This is a genomic window from Arthrobacter sp. Y3221087, from assembly GCF_059089905.1.
Genome location: NZ_JBNHFE010000004.1, coordinates 214,871 through 233,085, shown reverse-complemented (window position 1 = coordinate 233,085; position 18,215 = coordinate 214,871). Strand labels below are relative to the sequence as shown.

General features: G+C 66.4%; 22 protein-coding genes. 11 read left to right on the top strand and 11 right to left on the bottom strand.

What is annotated here, in order from left to right:
- Positions 1-37 precede the first annotated feature (37 nt).
- Complete coding sequence (locus tag AC5RUO_RS14630) at positions 38-697, top strand: DedA family protein (RefSeq protein WP_494103906.1); 660 nt, start codon at positions 38-40, stop codon at positions 695-697.
- Between the two features lie 18 nt (positions 698-715).
- Here the strand turns inward: AC5RUO_RS14630 and AC5RUO_RS14625 are convergent, their stop codons facing one another.
- A complete protein-coding gene (locus AC5RUO_RS14625; RefSeq protein ID WP_494103905.1) occupies positions 716-1,222 on the bottom strand; it encodes a MarR family winged helix-turn-helix transcriptional regulator in 507 nt (168 codons plus the stop codon).
- 68 nt (positions 1,223-1,290) lie between these two features.
- Between AC5RUO_RS14625 and AC5RUO_RS14620 the strand changes: the two genes are divergently transcribed.
- Both AC5RUO_RS14620 and AC5RUO_RS14615 read left to right on the top strand, forming a co-directional pair.
- Positions 1,291-2,475, top strand: a complete 1,185-nt coding sequence (locus AC5RUO_RS14620) for an acyl-CoA dehydrogenase family protein (protein ID WP_494103904.1) — start codon at positions 1,291-1,293, stop codon at positions 2,473-2,475.
- A gap of 123 nt (positions 2,476-2,598) precedes the next feature.
- Positions 2,599-3,576 (top strand): SDR family oxidoreductase, encoded by a 978-nt coding sequence (locus tag AC5RUO_RS14615; protein ID WP_494103903.1) that lies wholly within the window; start codon positions 2,599-2,601, stop codon positions 3,574-3,576.
- Between the two features lie 78 nt (positions 3,577-3,654).
- On the opposite strand, the gene AC5RUO_RS14610 is transcribed toward AC5RUO_RS14615, so the two are convergent.
- The 5 genes from AC5RUO_RS14610 to AC5RUO_RS14590 all read right to left on the bottom strand — a co-directional run bounded on the left by AC5RUO_RS14610 (position 3,655) and on the right by AC5RUO_RS14590 (position 7,161).
- Positions 3,655-4,440 (bottom strand): MerR family transcriptional regulator, encoded by a 786-nt coding sequence (locus AC5RUO_RS14610; RefSeq protein WP_494103902.1) that lies wholly within the window; start codon positions 4,438-4,440, stop codon positions 3,655-3,657.
- A 55-nt stretch (positions 4,441-4,495) separates the two neighbouring features.
- Complete coding sequence (locus AC5RUO_RS14605; protein ID WP_494103901.1) at positions 4,496-4,831, bottom strand: hypothetical protein; 336 nt, start codon at positions 4,829-4,831, stop codon at positions 4,496-4,498.
- A gap of 135 nt (positions 4,832-4,966) precedes the next feature.
- Positions 4,967-5,170, bottom strand: coding sequence for a cold-shock protein (locus AC5RUO_RS14600; RefSeq protein WP_013599688.1), 204 nt, complete (start codon positions 5,168-5,170; stop codon positions 4,967-4,969).
- Positions 5,171-5,302: 132 nt separating this feature from the next.
- Positions 5,303-5,929, bottom strand: coding sequence for a response regulator (locus AC5RUO_RS14595; protein WP_494103900.1), 627 nt, complete (start codon positions 5,927-5,929; stop codon positions 5,303-5,305).
- Positions 5,926-7,161 (bottom strand): sensor histidine kinase, encoded by a 1,236-nt coding sequence (locus AC5RUO_RS14590; protein ID WP_494103899.1) that lies wholly within the window; start codon positions 7,159-7,161, stop codon positions 5,926-5,928. The genes AC5RUO_RS14595 and AC5RUO_RS14590 overlap by 4 nt, the downstream gene beginning before the upstream one ends.
- A 192-nt stretch (positions 7,162-7,353) precedes the next feature.
- On the opposite strand from AC5RUO_RS14590, the gene AC5RUO_RS14585 reads away from it, so the two are divergent.
- Both AC5RUO_RS14585 and AC5RUO_RS14580 read left to right on the top strand, forming a co-directional pair.
- On the top strand, positions 7,354-7,917 hold the full coding sequence (locus AC5RUO_RS14585) for a GlcG/HbpS family heme-binding protein (RefSeq protein ID WP_494103898.1): 564 nt from the start codon (positions 7,354-7,356) through the stop codon (positions 7,915-7,917).
- A gap of 9 nt (positions 7,918-7,926) precedes the next feature.
- Complete coding sequence (locus tag AC5RUO_RS14580) at positions 7,927-8,616, top strand: ankyrin repeat domain-containing protein (protein WP_494103897.1); 690 nt, start codon at positions 7,927-7,929, stop codon at positions 8,614-8,616.
- Positions 8,617-8,684: 68 nt separating this feature from the next.
- Here AC5RUO_RS14580 and AC5RUO_RS14575 read toward each other — a convergent pair whose 3' ends face one another.
- The 3 genes from AC5RUO_RS14575 to AC5RUO_RS14565 are packed head-to-tail and all read right to left on the bottom strand — an operon-like array spanning position 8,685 to position 11,305.
- Complete coding sequence (locus AC5RUO_RS14575; protein ID WP_494103896.1) at positions 8,685-9,878, bottom strand: acetyl-CoA acetyltransferase; 1,194 nt, start codon at positions 9,876-9,878, stop codon at positions 8,685-8,687.
- Entirely contained in the window at positions 9,875-10,546 is a 672-nt protein-coding gene (locus tag AC5RUO_RS14570; RefSeq protein ID WP_494103895.1) for a CoA transferase subunit B, read from the bottom strand. Before AC5RUO_RS14570 ends, AC5RUO_RS14575 begins: the two co-directional genes overlap by 4 nt.
- Before the next feature lie 30 nt (positions 10,547-10,576).
- A complete protein-coding gene (locus tag AC5RUO_RS14565) occupies positions 10,577-11,305 on the bottom strand; it encodes a CoA transferase subunit A (RefSeq protein WP_494103894.1) in 729 nt (242 codons plus the stop codon).
- Positions 11,306-11,478: 173 nt separating this feature from the next.
- Between AC5RUO_RS14565 and AC5RUO_RS14560 the strand changes: the two genes are divergently transcribed.
- The gene (locus tag AC5RUO_RS14560; RefSeq protein ID WP_494010885.1) at positions 11,479-12,270 is read left to right on the top strand and encodes an IclR family transcriptional regulator; all 792 of its coding nucleotides are present in this window, start codon (positions 11,479-11,481) and stop codon (positions 12,268-12,270) included.
- A gap of 102 nt (positions 12,271-12,372) precedes the next feature.
- On the opposite strand, the gene nadE is transcribed toward AC5RUO_RS14560, so the two are convergent.
- Positions 12,373-13,227: an NAD(+) synthase gene (gene nadE / locus AC5RUO_RS14555; protein WP_494010884.1), complete on the bottom strand. Its 855-nt coding sequence runs from the start codon at positions 13,225-13,227 to the stop codon at positions 12,373-12,375.
- Positions 13,228-13,301: 74 nt separating this feature from the next.
- Here nadE and pyrE point away from each other — a divergent pair, with 74 nt between their 5' ends.
- The 4 genes from pyrE (at position 13,302) to AC5RUO_RS14535 (ending at position 16,628) form a co-directional block, all read left to right on the top strand.
- A complete protein-coding gene (gene pyrE, locus AC5RUO_RS14550) occupies positions 13,302-13,886 on the top strand; it encodes an orotate phosphoribosyltransferase (RefSeq protein WP_009357201.1) in 585 nt (194 codons plus the stop codon).
- 152 nt (positions 13,887-14,038) lie between these two features.
- Entirely contained in the window at positions 14,039-14,806 is a 768-nt protein-coding gene (locus AC5RUO_RS14545; protein WP_494010883.1) for a GAF and ANTAR domain-containing protein, read from the top strand.
- A 100-nt stretch (positions 14,807-14,906) separates the two neighbouring features.
- The gene (locus AC5RUO_RS14540; protein ID WP_494010882.1) at positions 14,907-15,518 is read left to right on the top strand and encodes a hypothetical protein; all 612 of its coding nucleotides are present in this window, start codon (positions 14,907-14,909) and stop codon (positions 15,516-15,518) included.
- Between the two features lie 69 nt (positions 15,519-15,587).
- Positions 15,588-16,628, top strand: coding sequence for an alpha/beta fold hydrolase (locus tag AC5RUO_RS14535; protein WP_494103893.1), 1,041 nt, complete (start codon positions 15,588-15,590; stop codon positions 16,626-16,628).
- Here AC5RUO_RS14535 and AC5RUO_RS14530 read toward each other — a convergent pair.
- Entirely contained in the window at positions 16,625-17,452 is an 828-nt protein-coding gene (locus tag AC5RUO_RS14530) for an HAD-IIA family hydrolase (RefSeq protein WP_494010880.1), read from the bottom strand. The genes AC5RUO_RS14535 and AC5RUO_RS14530 overlap by 4 nt on opposite strands.
- A gap of 53 nt (positions 17,453-17,505) precedes the next feature.
- On the opposite strand from AC5RUO_RS14530, the gene AC5RUO_RS14525 reads away from it, so the two are divergent.
- Positions 17,506-18,180, top strand: a complete 675-nt coding sequence (locus AC5RUO_RS14525; RefSeq protein ID WP_494103892.1) for a TrmH family RNA methyltransferase — start codon at positions 17,506-17,508, stop codon at positions 18,178-18,180.
- Positions 18,181-18,215: the final 35 nt, after the last annotated feature.

The following is an 18,215-nucleotide window of genomic DNA, read 5'->3' as shown; positions in this document are numbered from 1 at the left end:
GCCGTAAGGTAGACAGGACCGCAAGTTTGCAGCGGAAATGGGGGAGAAGCAGATGCGGGTACCGGCGGCGGGTGCGGCGGACGGACTTGGCGGCCTTGTTGGCGTTGCTGCGCAGGCAATTGACAGGCTGGGGGAATGGGGTGTGGGAGCCTTCACCCTCGCAGAAACGGTACTGCCACCCATTCCGAGCGAGGTGATCCTTCCGCTGGCGGGCTACCTTGCCAAGCAGGGGGCCCTCAATCTGTTCCTCGTCTTTGCCACCAGCCTGTTGGGCGCCTACGCCGGTGCGCTGTTCCTCTATTGGCTGGGTGCGAAGCTTGGGCTGGAACGCTCCATCCGCGGGCTGTCCAAACTTCCCCTGGTGGACCGGGAGGATTTCGAGCATGCGGCTGGATGGTTCCGCCGCCATGGCCGGTCTTCCATCTTCTTCGGCCGGCTCCTTCCCGGTGTCCGCAGCCTCATTTCGTTGCCGGCCGGGGCCTCCGCCATACCGCTGGGAACCTTCAGCCTCTACACGCTCGCCGGAAGCGGGTTGTGGAACGGTGCCCTGATCGGACTGGGGTACGCCCTGGGCACCCAGTACCGGCTCATAGAGCAGTACTCCCGGTTCCTCAACTACGCGGTGTATGCGGCACTGGCCGTCACTGTGGTCCTGCTCGTTATCCGGAGGGTGAAGCGGGCCAAGGCGAACCGCTGACCGGCTGCTTGCCCGCACTCAGTCCGCGAAGTCGCCCGCATTCCTGCGGAAGTCACCCAGGATCCGGATCAGGAGGTCCACGTCCCCGGGGCTGAATCCGGGATCACTGAACACCTCACTGTTCAGCGCCGCCGTGGAACGTTCTGCCAGGCTGCGCCCCTCGCCGGTGAGGGCGATCAGCGTGGTGCGGCCATCCGTCGGGTGGGGGGAGCGGGCCACCAGCCCGGCGCGTTCGAGCCGGTCCACGGCGTTGGTGACCGACGTCGGATGGACCTGGAGCAGGGCGCTCGCCTTCTTCATGGGCAGGGAGCCCTTCCGCGTAAAACTCAGCAGCGCCAGGAGCTCATAGCGGGCAAACGTGAGGCCGAACGGCTTAAGGGTGGCCTCGATTCTTGCGAGGAGGATCTGCTGCGTACGCATGACGGCGGTGATGGCTGCCATGGGCGCCGCAACTTCTGCCCACCCGTGCTCCTCCCAGTTGCGCCGGGCCTCGGCAATGGGATCGCGTGGCAAATGCGTGCCCATACAGCCCCTTTCCGGAAAATCCTGTGAATATACTAGGACATCCAACGGTTTGGCGAGGGAGGAATTCCGTGCAGCCCCAGGAACATGGCGGCAGGCCGCCCTTTCCGGACGCGGACCTGATCCATGTGGTGGAGCTCCTCCCGGCTGCCGAACGGCAACGTTATGCGCGGACCCGGGAATTTCTGCAGGCATCCGTCCGGCCGGCATCCCTCGGCTACTGGAACCGCGAGGAGTTTCCGTTCGGCCTGCTGCAGGACATGGCCGGCCACGGACTGGGGGCCCTGCAGATGGATGGCAGCTCCGCCCTGTTCAAAGGGCTGATGTACGCGGAGTTGGCTCGCGCCGACGTCTCCCTCTCGGCGGTTGCAGGCATCCACAATGAGCTGATCGTGGGCATGATCAGCCAACTGGGCTCCGAGGAGCAGAAGAGCCGCTGGCTGCCCGGGCTCAGGGGCTTCACCGCACTGGGGGCCTTCGCCCTGACCGAGCCCGGCCACGGTTCGGACATCTCCCGGGGCCTGGAGACCTCCGCCAGGCTCGAGGGCGGCGAGTGGGTCCTCAACGGGGTCAAGCGCTGGATCGGCGCCGGGACCATCGCCGATTTTGCCCTCGTCTGGGCGCGGGACCAGGCCGACCAGGAGATCAAGGGCTTCATCGTGGAGACCGGCCGTCCCGGCTTCACAGCTACCAAAATTGCCAACAAAATTGGACTGCGCATCATGCAAAACGCGGACATCACGCTGGAGGATGTCCGGATCCCGGCCGGCAACCTGCTCCCCGGGGCCGCCCACTTCGCAGCCGCCCAAGGACTACTGCGGGATTCCCGGGCGTGGGTGGGCTGGCAGGCCGCCGGCATCCAGTTCGCCGCGTTCGACGTCGCCCGGGACTATGCGCTGGGCCGGCAGCAGTTCGGCCGTCCCCTCGCGGGATTCCAGCTAATCCAGCAGCAACTCGCTGACATCCTGGGCAACGCTTCGGCATCCCTGGCACTGATGGTTCAGCTGGCGCGGCTCCAGGAGGAAGGCCGGCTGGAGATGGCGCAGGCTGCCATGGCCAAGGCCACCACCACGCGGCTGGCCCGGGCAACAGTTGCGATGGGACGGTCCCTGCTGGGCGGCAACGGCATCAGCGGTGACTACGGCATGGCCAAGCTGTTCGGTGATGCCGAGATTCTCTACACCTACGAAGGCAGTTACGAGATCAATTCACTACTGGTGGGGCGGGCCGTCACCGGGATTTCCGCCTTCACCTGAGCCCGCCTGTGCTTGCGTGCCGACCAGCGGGCGTTGTCCCGGGCCACCGCCCTCGATAGCATCGAAGAGGTAAGCCTACTTACTGTTGGTCTGCTCCCCTGGGGATGCGGGAAGGGAAGCCCGATGCGCGTCATGAACTCCGTCGTTGTGATCACCGGTGCGTCGAGCGGCATTGGCCGGGCCACAGCGCTTCGCTGCGCATCCAAAGGGGCCTGCCTGGTCCTGGCCTCGCGCGGTACCAAAGCCCTTGAGGCGGTGGCCCGGGAATGCAGGAAACGCGGGGCGAAAGCCATTGCCGTAGCCACCGACGTGACGGATCCGGCAGCGGTGGACAACCTGGCCGACCGTGCTGTGGCGGAGTTCGGACGCCTCGACGTATGGGTCAACAACGCAGCAGTGGGCGCATTCGGCCGGCTCCTCGACATTCCAGCCGCGGATTTCCAGCGTGTCCTTGACGTGAATATTTCCGGCTACGTGAATGGTGCGCGCGCTGCCCTGGCCCGGCAGGCTGCCCAGGGTTCGGGGGTCCTGGTCAATGTTGCTTCAGTTGTTGGCGAGACGCCGTTGCCCTACTCTGCAGCGTATTCCGTCACCAAGGCGGCGGTCCGGTCCCTCAGTGTCAGCCTGCGCTCGGAACTGGCACTTGAAGGACTGTCCGGGGTCCACGTGTGCACAGTCCTGCCCGCCACCATCGACACACCGTTCTACCAGCACGCTGCCAACTACACCGGCCGGCGCGCACGTGCCCTGCCCCCGGTCTACACGCCGGAACGCGTGGCCAGGGCAATCGTCAACGTCATCGAGCACCCCCGCCGCGAAACCGTGGCGGGAGGTCCCGTGGCACGCCTACTGGTCCTGCAGCACAAGGTCACGCCGAAACTGGTGGAAGCGTCCATCGCCCGCCAGGTGGACAAGAAGCAGCTGCCCCGCGGCAAGTCCGCCTCTGTCACCCCGGGAAACCTGCACCGTACTTCGGAATCAATCAGGAAAGGCTCCGTGACCGGCGGCTGGCATGGCCGGAGTAGGACGGCCCGGCGCAGGTTCTTCACCGCGGCGGCAGTGGCCGGCGCCGTGATGGCCGCAGGCAGGCTGCGGGGATGACGGTCCCCGGACGGGTGCTCCGGGAACAGCTGGCCCGGGCCTCCACGGCCGCGGTTCCCGACGGGAAGGCAAGCCCTTTCAGAGGTTCTTGTCCGCGTAGGCGTGCAGGGCGTCCCGCACGAAGCCTGCGCCGGCCACTCCGCCATAGTTGGCCGCAAACCGGGCGTCCGCAAGGTACATGTCCGCGAGCCCGGTGACGTAGCCTTTGACGTCTCCGCCGCTTTCCGCGGCCGGGGTGCCAGGGATGGACGTCAGCCATTCAACGTGGCGACGGGCAAGATCCTGGGCTTCGGGGCTGCCGGGACTGACACCTGATCCGGCCGCGGCCCGCCAGTCCTTCCCCAGCCGTTCAGAGCGTGACTTCCAATCCCTCTTCTCCGCTTCGTCCATGCCCCGCCACCACGAGTCCCCCTTCGCATAGGCGTCCTTGCCCCACCGCTCCTCAACCTCGTCCTTGTACTGTGTGTGGTCGAAGCCGTCGAACATTTCTTCTGCCATGAGTTCTCCTCCTCCTTTAACCGTTTCGATTGTTTGCCGGACGGACGCGATCTGGCGGGACAGCCGGTCCTGCTCCTGCCGCAGCCACTCCAGGTGGCGGGTCAACGCCTTTACGGCGTCCGTCTGCTGCTGGAAGACCTCCGCTATGGCGGGCAACCCCAGGCCCAGTCCGCGAAGGAGCAGGATCCGCTGCAGTTGCAGGAGGGCGGCGCCGTCGTAGTGGCGGTAGCCGTTGCTGCCCACCCGGCTGGGCTTGAGCAGCCCGATGTCGTCGTAGTGCCGAAGGGTGCGGCTCGTGGTGCCGGCCATCCTGGCGACGTCCTGGATGGACCAGTCCTTCGCTGCTTCCGCCGTTATTTCTTCCATGGTCCGAGCGTAGGGGTTGACGCAGCGTCAAGGTCAAGGGGCGGGCGGGCCAGGTTCAGCGGGCGCGGCGATTCCGGGGTGACCGGGTGCGGGCCTGGGCCACCAGGCGGCGGAAAGCGAGGATGAAGATGGCTTCGATCAGGAGCATCAGGCCCACCAGCAACCACTGCTCCCGGGCAACAAAAACAATGCAGCCGGTCAGCGCCAGGACCGTGCCCAACGCCAGGGTGTACGTTGCGAAGCCGACGGCAACCCGGGCGCTGCGCACTCCCGTGCGGAACCCGAAACCGTGCGGTTCACCGCCGGGGTATCCGGGAACACGGTCCGGCGCGGCAGGTCCCAGGGCATCAAATTCTTTCCAGGGATCCTTGTCCTGCGCTTCTGCGGCCATGCTCCAATTATCCCAAAAAGGGGTTCCCGGAGGGGCCGGGCCGGGAGGCCTCATAAAACAGCGGCCCCTCCAGCTTTCGCTGGAGGGGCCGCTGGACGGGTGCTTCCGGTGCAGGCGCCGGAAGTTGCCCAAGCCTTAGAGGGGGCGGATGTTCTCTGCCTGCGGGCCCTTGGGGCCTTGGGTCACATCGAATTCGACCTTCTGGTTCTCGTCCAGGGAGCGGTAACCGCTGCTGGCGATTGCCGAGTAGTGGGCGAAAACGTCAGCGGACCCGTCATCGGGGGCAATGAAGCCAAAACCCTTTTCGGCGTTGAACCATTTAACTGTGCCTGTTGCCATGGCTGCATTCCTTCATGTGACTCTGATTCTCTCCCCGGGCATCAGCCCGAAGTGTGCGGAGAACGTCCCCCGCTGCTCCCCAACGTACGGGGACAACGGCCTCTGTGCAAGGGGTGGCCCGGCATGGCGTGCTCAACGCATGCCTTCACGGCGGATCGCGGTGGCTATCGCAGCCGCCCTGGTCTCCACTCCGAGCTTGGCATAGATGTGGGCGAGGTGGGTCTTGACGGTGGCTTCGGAGATGAAAAGGCGCTGGCCCAGTTCCCTGTTGCTGAGCCCCTCAGTGAGGAGGCTGAGCAACTCGGCCTCCCGCGGGGTGAGGATCTCGTCCGGGTTGCGCAGCTGCTGGAATAACCGGGACGCCACGGGCGGGCTCATGACGCTTTTGCCCTGCACGGCGCCACGGAGGGCAGCGAAGATTTCCTCCGGCGCCGCATCCTTCAGGAGATATCCCATGGCGCCGGCGTCCACGGCGCGCACAATGTCCGCATCGGAGTCGTAGGTGGTGAACACCAGGATGGCCTGCCGCTTGTTGAGCCCGCGGATCCTGCGGATGGCCTCGATGCCGTCCATGCCCGTACCCATGGCCAGGTCCATCACCACCACAGCGGGGGAGTGCTCGCGCACCTGCACCAGGGCTTCCTCGCCGGAGGCGGCCTCTGCCACCACCGCGATGTCCGGCTGGGTGCCGAGCAGGGCGCGGAGACCGCTGCGGACCACCAAATGGTCGTCCACCAGCAGGACGGTGATGGCGCTCATGCTTTACCCCCCGCGCCTTCGCCCCCGGCTGGAGCCGCGGGCAGCTGGGCGGCCACGATGGTCCCTTGACCGGGTGAGCTTTCCACGGAGAAGGTACCGCCAAGCTGTTCCACCCGCTGGCGCATGGCCCTCAGACCGTACCCTCCGGCGTCCGACGGCGGTGCTGCCGCCGCCGGATCAAACCCGGCGCCGTCGTCGTAAATGTCCAGGGTGACGGCCTCCGGAAGGAATCCCAGGGTCACGGTGGCGGCAGTGGCTGACGCATGCAGCTTGATGTTGGAGGCGGAGCTTTGCACGACGCGGAGCAGGGCATGGCGGACCTCCCCGGACACGTGCCGCGGTTCGCCGGTCACCAGGAGCCGGGCCTGGGGCACGTACTGCCTCGCGGCGACGAGCAGGGCTTCGGGCAGGGGGGACCCGTCCAACCCGGGGGAGGCCAGTTCGTGGACGAGGCTGCGGGTTTCGGACAGGTTGGTGCGCAGGAGCCCGGCTGCCTGCCGGAGTTCGTCCCGGGCGGCAGGGCTTGGCCAGGCCCGTCCGGCGGCCTCGAGCAGGAGCAGGCTGCTGGCCAGTCCCTGGGTGACGGTGTCGTGGATTTCCCGTGACACGCGTTCGCGTTCGGCAATGGTGCCCGCGCGGCGCTCACTGGCGGCCAACTCGCCCTGCGCCCGCGAGACTTCAGCGTGCAGGCGGCGCTGTTCCTCGGCGTCGTGCTGGATGCGGTCGTAGATCAGTGTCAGCATCAGTCCCACTGCCAGCGGGCCCAGGAGCATGGCGAGGTCCGTGCCGTCGCTCATCCGGAACAGCCCCGCTGCCGTGGCTGCCGCCGTGGTGCCTGCCGCCAGGTAGGCGGCGGTTCCGGCCAAAGCGCTGCGGCAGAGGAAGAAGAGCGCGAACGAGCACCAGGCAAAGCTCGGGGCCGCGACCACCAGCACCGCCCAGACAGCCACCAGGGTGAACATCCACGGCATGCCCGGCCTGCCCCGCGCCGCGAGAACGGCCACGGCGGCATAGAGCAGGCTCGCCGCGGCAGCCAGGCCCAGGATCAGCAGGTTGTCGGCGGGGCTGTGCCGCATGACGTAGCGCACCAGCGAGGCCACCAGGAGCACCGCGAATCCCAGGTGCACTGCGGTGCCGATGCTGCCCAGGCCGGTACGGGGTGTATCCCGCCGGGGCGGGGTTCCCGGGGCGGCAGCGGTGGCCGGGGCAGTGCCGGCGGCTCGGGTAGGCATGGGATGTCCCGTTCTGGCTGGTGGGAAACGCTACCTTCCATGCTATTGCCCCCGCCGATGCTGGTCTCTCAGCCATTTGGCTGATACGGCTGGCTCTTGGGTGGAGGCTTCAGCAGACGAAGGCCCGATGCCCGTCGCCGCCGCCCCCGGAAGGATTGGTGCGTACCCACCATGACCCTCCAAGGAGACACCGTGAAGAAGTCCCACAAAGCCTTTGCCGCCGCCGCTGCCGGCGCCCTCGTCCTGACCGCCGGAGCTACGGCGGCAGCCAACGCCGGAACCAGCCCCGCACCGGCAGCGGTCCCCGCCGTCGACGTCCAGCCCGTGCCCGAAACGGTGGTGCAGCAGAACCGCATCAGCGTTGGGGCATCGGCCACAGCCGTCAGCGCAGCCCTCGCCAAATGCCAGGCGGACAAGCTGCCCTTCGTCACCGTCGCGCTGGTGGACCGGTTCGGCACCGTCCAGGCGCTGCTCCGCGGTGACAACGCCGCCGAACACACCATCGAAGCGGCCAAGCAGAAGGCGTATACCGCTGCCGCCTTCGGCGCCCCCACCAGTGAACTGGCCAAGCGCATCAACGGCACCGGCCCTTCCATCGCCGACCTCCCGGATACCCTGTTCCTGGCCGGCGGCGTCCCGCTGAAGGTCAACGGCGTCTCGGTGGCGGGCATCGGCGTCGGCGGTGCTCCGGACGGTGCGCTGGATGAAGCCTGCGCCTCGGCAGGGGCTGATGCCATTGCCGGCACTGCCAAGTAGGCTCCGCGTATGAGGCGATTCCAGACTGCCGTGGTGCTTGCCGCCGGCGGGCTGTTGCTCAGCGGCTGCCAGGCCGGTCCGCCGGAGCCGCAGGCGGTTGACTCTGCGTCCGCCCCCGCGCCCTCCAGCCCCCTGCCCGCTCCCGGACAGCCCCCGACGGCGGCGCCCTCCCCGCCGCCCCCACCGGCCCTGTCCGCCGGGGAACAGGCGCAGCTGGACCAGGAACTGATCGCAGCCGCCAAGGCCAACAACGCCCCGCTGGTGGCCTCGCTGATCGGGCGGGGCGGGAACGTCAACGCCAAGGACGCCATCCAGGATTCCGCGTTCCTCTATGCCGGAGCCGAAGGCTTCAACGAGGTCCTCCGGCTGACGCTGGCGGCGGGTGCGGATGTTGCCAGCACCAACCGCTACGGCGGGACGGCACTGATTCCCGCGAGCGAGCACGGGCACGTGGAGACGGTGCAGATCCTGATCGCGGCCGGGGTGCCGGTAAACCACGTCAACAACCTGGGCTGGACGGCCATGCAGGAAGCCATCCTGCTCAACAACGGTGGCCCGCGCCAGCTGGAAGTGGTGCGCCTGCTCCTGGACGCCGGTGCGGACCCGGACATCAGCGATCCGGAGGGCCGTACTGCCCTCCAGAACGCCGAGCGGCTGGGGTTCGCGGAAATCGCGGCCCTGATCCGCTCCCGCAGCTAGAGTTTTTGTCCAGATACGGCGGCTTCCGGGCCGCGTAAGTCGCCATATCTGGACAAAAACTCGAAGGGTTAGAGGGCCTCGAGGATGCTGACGTAGTTGGCGATGCCCACGCCGCCCATGTTCTGGACCGCGGCGCGGCGGGGGCTATTCAGTTGCATGTCGCCGGCGGTGCCGGTGAGCTGCATGGCGGCGAGGACGTGCTGGGAGACGCCGGTGGCGCCCACGGGGTGGCCCTTGGATTTGAGGCCGCCGGAGACGTTGACGGGCAGCTTCCCGTCCTTGAACACCCAGCCCTCTTCCAGGGCGCGGACGCCCTGGCCGGGGTCGGTGAGGCCCATGGCCTCGTACGTGAGCAACTCGGCGATGGTGAAGCAGTCGTGGACCTCCGCGAAGTCAAGGTCTGCGATTCCGACGCCGGCCATTGCCAGGGCGCGCTGCCAGGATACCCGGGTGGCTTCGAAGGCCACTGGGTCACGGCGGGAGGCGGGGAAGAAGTCGTTCGCCTGGCCGAACCCGGCCAACCGCACGGGCGAAGCCGCACCGCCCGTAGGTGATGTGGACAGGACGACGGCGGCGGCGCCGTCGGATACGGGGGAGCAGTCCGTGCGGCGCAGGGGATCAGCCACCATGGGATTCCTGTCCGAGACAGTGCGGCAGAACTCCTCGCCCAGGTCCTTGCGGAGCTGGGCGTAGGGGTTGTCCACGCCATTGCGGTGGTTCTTGGCCGCGATGGTGCCCAGCACGTCGCCGAGCTTGCCTTGGGGGTCGTAGCGTTTGGCGTAGTGCTTGGCCACGTCGGCGAACAGCCCGGTGAAGCCTGTGGTGGAGGACTTGCCCGCCATGTCGTAGTCGGCGCCCAGCAGCCCGGCGCCCACCACGTCGGCTCCGGCATGGGTCATCTTCTCCGCACCGATCACCAGGACGGTCCTGGCGGTCCCGGCGAGCAGGGACTTGGTGCCCTGCTGGAACGCGGCGGAGCCGGAGGCGCAGGCGTTCTCCACCCGGGTGGCGGGAACGTTGGCGAGGTCGGGGGAGACCTGCAGTGCCAGCGACGACGGGAAGGCCAGGGGCACCATCCCCGAGTTGAACTGGCCCACGTAGACCTCGTCCACCTGTCCGGGATCGATCCCCGCGGTGTTGATGGCGTCGGTGGCCACCTGCACGATCAGGGACTCCAGGGTGTCGTCGGTGAGCTTGCCGAACTTGCTGTGCCCCCATCCGGTGATGAGGATGTCCTTACCGAACTGTTCTTTGAGGCTCATGCGATGGCTCCTTCGCGATCGAGGGCGATGTCGAATTCCGCGCCGGTCTTGTCGTGGATCTCGCTGAGCGTCACGTCCGGAGCGAGGCGGGTGAGCGTGAGCCGCCGCCCGCCGTCGTCCTTCTTCACCAGGTCGAAGACGGCAAGGTCTGTGATGATGCGGTCCACGCAGTCCAGCCCGGTAAGTGGCAGCGTGCATTCGCTGACGATCTTTGGGGTGCCGTCTTTGGCGTTGTGTTCGGTGAGGACCACGACCCGGGGTGTGCCGGCCACCAGGTCCATGGCACCGCCCATGCCCTTGACCATCTTGCCGGGGATGGTCCAGTTGGCCAGGTCGCCGGTGCCAGAGACCTGCATGGCGCCGAGGATGGCGACCTTGACGTGCCCGCCGCGGATCATGCCGAATGAGGTGGCGGAGTCGAAGATGCTGCCGCCGGGCAGGACGGTGACGGTCTGCTTGCCTGCGTTGATCAGGTCAGCGTCCTCTTCGCCCTCGTAGGGGAACGGGCCCATGCCCAGCAGGCCGTTTTCGCTCTGCAGGACCACGCGGATGCCGTCGGGCAGGTTGTTGGCCACCAGCGTGGGGATGCCGATGCCCAGGTTCACGTAGTCGCCGTCGTTCAGTTCCTCGGCCGCGATGGCGGCCATTTCATCCCTGGTCCAGGCCATGGGTTTCTCCTTTGAAAAAGTGGTGGGTGTTCAGACGGCCAGCGCTTCAGCGGCGGGCTCGGTGCGGGGCCGGACGGTGCGCTGTTCGATGTCCTTGGCCCGCGCGGTGGCCTGCACCAGGCGCTGGACGAACACGCCGGGGGTGACGATGTGGTTCGGGTCCAGGGCACCGGGCGGGAGGATGACCTCGGCCTCGGCAATGGTGAGCTTCCCGGCGGTGGCCACCACGGGGTTGAAGTTGCGTGCGGTGTAGCGGTAGATGAGGTTGCCGTCGGTGTCGGCGGTGTGGGCGTGGACCAGCGCGACGTCGGCCACGATGCCGCGCTCCTGGACGTACGTTTCGCCGTCGAACACCTCGTGCGGCTTGCCCTCGGCAACCAGGGTGCCGACGCCGGTCCTCGTGTAGAAGGCGGGGATACCGGCACCGCCGGCGCGCAGCCGCTCGGCCAGGGTGCCCTGCGGGGTGAACTCCACCTCGAGCTTTCCGGCGAGGTACTGCTCCGCGAACAGCTTGTTCTCGCCCACATAGGACGCGATGACTTTGCGGACCTGGCCCGCTTCAATCAGGATCCCCAGGCCCTTGCCGTCCACACCCATGTTGTTCGAGACCACCGTCAGGTCCTTTACCCCGGAATACCGCACGGCCTCAATCAGGTCGGAGGGAATACCGCTCAAGCCGAACCCGCCCACGGCCAGGGTCATCCCGTCCTCAAGCGTCCCCTGCAGGGCTGCAGCGGCCGCGGGCTGAAGTTTGCTCATGGTTTCTCCTCGTTGAGCGTCGGCGTGTCCACTTTATGGACCAATGGTTGTGCCTTCGAGGCTAAAGAGGCTGATTGGGGGTGTCAAGAGGCAGAATCTGGGCAAAAACGTGCGCATCTACACTGTGGACGGTAGGCTTCTGCATGTCCATATTATGGACGAAAGGAGCAGGAATGGGTGCAGTTCAGGTGCAGGGAGCGCAGGTGGTCAGCAGGATCGCCGGATTGTTACGCCTGGTGTCGCGCAGTGCGGAGGGCATGCCGCTGGCCGGCCTGGTCCGCGAATCCGGCCTGACCCGGCCCACGGTCCATCGGCTGCTGACCTCCCTTGCGGGCGAGGGACTGCTGGACCAGGATCCAGCATCCGGCAACTGGGTGCTGGGGCCGGAAGTCCTTTTGATGGGGTCGGTCGCCTCTGCCCGGTTCCCGCTGGAGGACATTGCGCGCCCCAGCCTGCGCCGGCTCGCTGAGGCCACCGGGGAGAGTGCCTTCTTTTCCGTCCGCCGCGGCACGGAGACCGTCTGCCTGCTGCGGGAGGAGGGCAGCTTTCCGGTCCGGTCTTTCGTCCTCCATGAGGGCGTCCGGTTCCCCCTGGGTGTGGCCTCCGCCGGCACGGCCATCATGGCGTTCCTGCCTGAGGCCGAGCAGGAGGAGTTGCTGGCGGACTGGACAAAGCATGCGGGCACCTTCGCCGCAAACCACACGGAGCAGCTTGTCCGCGAGAACCTGGCCCATACCCGGTTGCAGGGCTACTCAGTGAACCCCGGCCTGGTGCTTGAAGGCAGCTGGGGGATGGGCGCGGCTGTGTTCGACCGGTCAGGCCGGCCCGCCTGGGCCCTGTCCCTGACTGGGATCGAGCCCCGGTTCCGGCCGGACCGCCAGGAAGAGCTGGGCGCGCTGCTGATGGCGGAGGCCCACCGGATTACCCAGCAATTGGGAGGCGACGGCGGCCGGCTGCTCCGCTGAGTCTCCCCGCCTTTGCCGCAAAATGACGACGGCGCGCCCGCCTCTTGGTGCGGCGCGCGTCGTGCTTCCTCAAAGATGGGGAATATCAGCGGCGGTGGCTGGCTACAGTCCGGTGCGTGCCTCTTCGGGACCCTCGCCCTTCCACCAGGTGTCGAAGATACTGACGGGCACAGTGCGCTTGTGCCGGGTACGCAGGTACTTCTGTTCGATGCGTTCCGCGACGTCCCCGGGAACGTCCCGGCCCTCCAGGTAGTCGTCGATCTGGTCGTAGGTCAGGCCCAGCTCGTCTTCATCCGTGCGGCCCGGCTGGTCGTCCAGGAGGTCTGCGGTGGGTACCTTTTCCCAGATCCGTGCAGGGGCGCCAAGCTCTGCCAGCAGGGCGCGGTTTTGCCGCTTGTTCAAGCCGAACAACGGAAGGATGTCCGCGCCGCCGTCGCCATATTTGGTGAAGAATCCGGTGACGGACTCCGCGCCGTGGTCGGTGCCGATCACCAGGTAGTTGTGCTCGCCTGCCAGTGCGTACTGGGCGATCATGCGGGTCCGGGCCTTGGTGTTTCCCTTGTGGAAGTCGGAAATTTCGCTGCCCACGGTCTTTTCGAACTCGTCCTCGAAACCGTCAACGGCGGCGGAAATGTTGAAGGTCCATTCCGTCTTGGGCCTGATGAAATCAAGGGCGGCCTGGGCGTCCTCCTCGTCGTGCTGGACACCGTAGGGAAGGCGCACCGCCACGAAATTGGCCTCCACGCCCTCGGCCTCCAGCTCGTCCACAGCCAGTTGGGCGAGCTTTCCGGCCAGGGACGAATCCAGGCCGCCGGAAATGCCCAGGACAAATCCCCTGGTCTGTGTTGCCTTCAGGTAGTCCTTAAGGAACGTGACACGCTTGCGCACCTCCCCGGCGGGATCGATCCGGGGCTGTACGCCCATTTCCTTGATGATGGTGGCCTGGAGTTCGCGCATGTGCTCCAGCCTAGCCAGCGGCGTTGACAGTGCTCAAGCATGTCCACCGGCCTGTCCCGACTAAACTGGAACCCATGACTTCCCCCAGTGAGACTGCAGTGGATGCTGCAGCTGCCCGTGCCCGCCTGCTCGAACTGATCAAGGAACTTGCCGTGGTCCGCGGCAAGGTGATCCTCTCCAGCGGAGCGGAGGCTGACTACTACATCGACCTCCGCCGGATCACACTGCACCATGAGGCATCCAAGCTGGTGGGCCAGGTAATGCTTGCGCTTGCCGACGACGCCGGGATCGACTTCGAATGCGCCGGTGGCCTTACCATGGGGGCTGACCCGGTGGGGACGGCCGTGATGCATGCAGCCGCCGACGCCGGCCGAGCCGTTGACGCCTTCGTGGTCCGCAAGGCGCAGAAGTCCTACGGCATGGGCCGCCAGGTGGAAGGCCCGTCCGTGGAAGGCCGCAAAGTCCTGGTCCTGGAAGACACCTCCACCACCGGCGGCTCCGCCCTGACGGCCGTCGAGGGCGTCCGCAACGCCGGCGGCAATGTTGTTGCGGTGGCAGTGATCGTGGACCGCGATACCGGAGCCAAAGAAAAGATTGAAGCCGAAACCGGTGTTCCCTACCTGTTTGCGTTCAGCAAGGACGAGCTGGGACTTTCCTAGCCGCAGCCGTCCACCCCGCACGCCGGAGGGCGGCGGGGGTCAGCTGTAGCAGCGTTCCGTGGACTGGGGCTGCACCCTTTGTTGGATGACCGGATGAGGCTGGCCTATCATTTGCCATAACCCCTTAACTCCCCGTACGGAGAACTTGCCCCATGCTCCCCTCTGAACAGCCCTTGAACACCAACGAGCAGATCCAGAACCTCATCCTGGACAGTGCCGATTTCGAGGACTTCCTCAACGAGCTCGCGCGGTTCTCCGCGCACCAGGTGGCAGGCGATGGAGAAGACGCCCTCTGTGGTATTACCCTTCTGCGTGACCGCAAGGCGGCCACCATCGGCTGGAGCAGCGACTCGGCGCGGGAAGTGGACGAGATCCAGTATTCCCTGGCACAGGGCCCCTGCCTGACTGCGGCCGAGGAGGAGCGTGAGGTCCACGTGCCGGACCTCCTTCAGGAGAACCGCTGGGGTCCCGACTACGCGAATGCGGTGGCCTCGCATGGCCTCCGGTCCGTGCTGTCCCTGCCCTTCAACCTGCAGGGCGAAGCCAAAGCGGCGCTCAACCTGTACTCGGACGTTCCGCGCAAGTTCGATGAAAAGGCTGCCGCGAAAGCCCGCGGCTACACCCGGGAGATCTCCCAGGCCCTGCGGCTGGCGGTGCGGTTCTCGCTGCATACGGACAGTGCGGCAAACCTCCGTGCCACGCTGGAGTCCCGCACTATCATCGATATCGCCGTGGGAATCGTGATGGCCCAGAACCGGTGCAGCCAGCAGGCGGCAGTGCAGATCCTCACCGAGGCTTCCAGCAACAGCAACACGAAACTGCGGGATATTGCGCGGTCCCTGGTTGATTCAGTGGGTGGCAGCGGCACCCGGACGCATTACCAGGAGCCAAGCCAAAGGCAGTCCGACCGGACTGCCTGATGCCCGGCGATGTTACTGGCGGGTTGTGCCCGGCTCGGACTCGGGGTTACGCTTACCGAGGTTGAGCCGTCGGCCATAGACACCCTTTTTTGGAGTACCTATGGACCGCGCACTGAACGCCCTCGTTAATCTCGACGTCCCCGCCGATACCGTGCGGATCGATGTCCGGGGGAGCCTGAACCACGAGTCACGTCCCGACCTTGTGCACATCATCCGCCGCGTCCGGCGTATGGGCATCCGCTCGCACATCCGGGTTGACCTTTCCCGGGCTGCGCTGGTGGAGTCCGCGGCACTGGCGGGACTGCGGAGCGACCTCAACGCCATGGACATCACCGCGCTGGCAGGAATTGACGGTGCCGGCGTATCCCTCCAGGTCTCCACACCCACTGGCAGTTGGGCATCTCCTGCAGGTCCGGCGGGCCGGACTTTTCCTCTTCCCGACGACGACTCCCTCCTTCCTGACGTCAACCGGGACTTCCTGGGCGTCCCGGCTGCCCGGCTGGAGGAGCTGTTCTGCCGGCCGCTGCAGGAATACTCGGGTGAAGAGCTCCTTGCGGCCAGCGACACCCTGTTCGCCCTGCTGGACAACCCCAGGGCACTCGCAGGCTCGGACCTCCTGGGCCGCTACAACGACATTGGCCGGGAAATCCTCCGGCGCCGGCAGCATCCGGAAGCGCCGTCAACCGCGGCAGAGGGCCGGACAGCCATCTGACCCGGCGTCACTGAATGGTTACACCCCGCTGCTTGCGGCGGTGTCTTCGGTTGTGCCTACGGTAGAGGCGTGCCGTATGAGGGGGAGGTAAATCCGCAGGACCGGCGCGGGTCTTCCGCGGCCCGCCTGCTGGCGGAAGCGGCTGCCCTGAAACGCTTTTCCCGGCGCACGTTCCTCACTGGTGCCGGCGCCTCAGGATTGCTGGCGGCGGACATGCTCCTCACCCGGGAGGTCCAGTCGCAGCGCCGGACCAATAAGATCCTGCCCGTAACGGACAACTTCGCAGATGCGTACTATCCGGACGCCAGCTGGTTCCTCTTCCCCGGCTACAAAACCAGCTGGGAAGAAGCGCAGTGGATACTGAACTCCCTGCGCGGGTCCCTGAACAAGCGGGCCCGGCTGGCCGCCGTCGGATACTCCAACCAGGGGCTGGATATTGATCGGGTGGTGATCGCAGTGATCGAGTACGTCCGCGCCCAAAAGCTCACCAAGCTCTTCTTCTACGGGCACAGTTTCGGCGGCATGGTGGCAACCCAGGTGGCCGCACGGCTCCTGGAGCTCCACGGCGTGGAGGTGCAGTTCATCGTGCTGGACTCCAGCCCGTACAGCAAGCATGACGTCCTTGACCAGAGCTGGTTCGATGGTGTGGTGTTCCTCTACGAGCGCGGCTTCCGGTTCCCGTCCGCCCTCCGTGGCGGCTACGAACTGGGCGAACGCGTGATCCACAAGGACGAGCGCAGCTGGCGGCAGATCCTGGACCAGACGGTGGAACAGCTGTCACCGATCGCCCCGTCCAGCGTGCTGGTCCAGACGGAATCCGCCTACATCTACTACTTTGACGGGTCCCGGTTCGCAGGCCGGATCGGCAACGCCAAGATGGCCTACATCGGGAACCCGAGAGACCGCACCGTGCGTTACCAGACCGCAGCCGAGGCCTGGGCCGTGGCGTTCAAGGACAACATGGTCTCCACCGACCTGCAGACCACAGATGCAGCCCCCGCCCACGCCAGCCCCGGCTGGAACCCCAACGTGTACAACCCCATCCTGGAGGAACTGATGAACGGCTTCTTCCCGCTGCCCCGGGGCGGGTCCAGGGTGAGTATGTTCTAGAGCTGGTTTTTCAGGTCCGCCACCGAGTTCAGGACCTGGTTGGGCCGGAACGGGTAGGCGCCGATGTCATCCCGTCCGGTGATCCCCGTGAGGACCAGGACGGTATGCAGGCCCGCCTCCATGCCCGCGATGATGTCCGTGTCCATCCGGTCCCCGATCATGGCGGTGGTCTCGGAGTGCGCATCGATCTGGTTCATGGCGGAACGGAACATCATCGGGTTTGGTTTGCCGACGATGTACGGTTCCCTGCCGGTGGCCTTGGTGATCAAAGCTGCGATTGCCCCCGTTGCGGGCATGGGGCCGTCCTTGGACGGGCCGGTGGCATCCGGGTTGGTTGCGATGAAGCGGGCACCGGCGAGGATCAGCCGGATGGCGGTGGTAATGGCCTCGAAGGAATAGGTGCGCGTCTCGCCGAGCACCACGAAGTCCGGGTTCTGGTCGGTGAGGATGAAGCCTGCCTCGTGGAGCGCCGTCGTAAGCCCTGCCTCGCCGATGGTGTAGGCCCTGTTGCCGGCTTCCGAACGCACCTGGTCCTTGAGGAACTGCGCGGTGGCCAGGGCCGAGGTCCAAATGTTCTCCTCGGGGACCTCCAGGCCGGAGGAACGCAGCCGGGCGGCAAGGTCGCGCGGGGTGAAAATGGAGTTGTTGGTCAGCACCAGGAAGCGCTTGGATGTGTCCACCCACCGCTGGATCAGTTCAGCTGCACCCGGGATTGGCTGGTTCTCGTGGACCAGGACGCCGTCCATGTCCGTCAGCCAGCACTCAATGTCCTGGCCGCTGCGGTAAACCGCCGGGTTGCCTACTACCTGGTCTGCTTCTGCCACGCTTGCCTCCGCCGGTTGATGTTTGGTCCAGTGGTCCAGTCTAGTGTTGAGGGGTGAACCAAACGCCCGGCACGCCTGACCCCGCCAACCCGCAGCCCGAGGAGGCCGGGGCACCCAAGGCGGAAGTCGGCGTCGGACCCTGGGAGGGCGACCTGCCGGAAGGCGACCACTGGGACCCGGACCTGCTGGCCGACGGCGACCGCCGCAACGTGCTGGACAAGTACCGCTACTGGAAGCACGAGGCGATCGGGGCGGAACTGGATTCCCGCCGGCACAACTTCCATGTGGCCATCGAGAACTGGCAGCACGACCTCAACATCGGCACGGTGGTGCGGACCGCCAACGCGTTCCTCGCCAAAGAGGTCCACATCATTGGACGACGCCGGTGGAACCGGCGCGGCGCCATGGTCACCGACCGCTACCAGCACGTCCGCCACCATCCCACCGTGGAGGACTTCGTGGCGTGGGCGCAGGACGAGGGCCTGGCGATCATCGGAATCGACATCTTCCCCGACTCCGTGCCCCTGGAAACCTACGAACTGCCCAGGGACTGTGTGCTGGTTTTCGGCCAGGAAGGTCCGGGCCTCACGCCCGAGGTCCACGCTGCGGCCGAGGCCACGTTGTCCATTGAACAGTTCGGCTCCACCAGGTCCATCAATGCCGCCTCCGCAGCAGCCATCGCCATGCACGCCTGGGTCCGCAGGCACGTCTTCAACCAGCATGTGTAGCGGGCAGCGGGGCACGTAATCCCAACTCGCTGGAG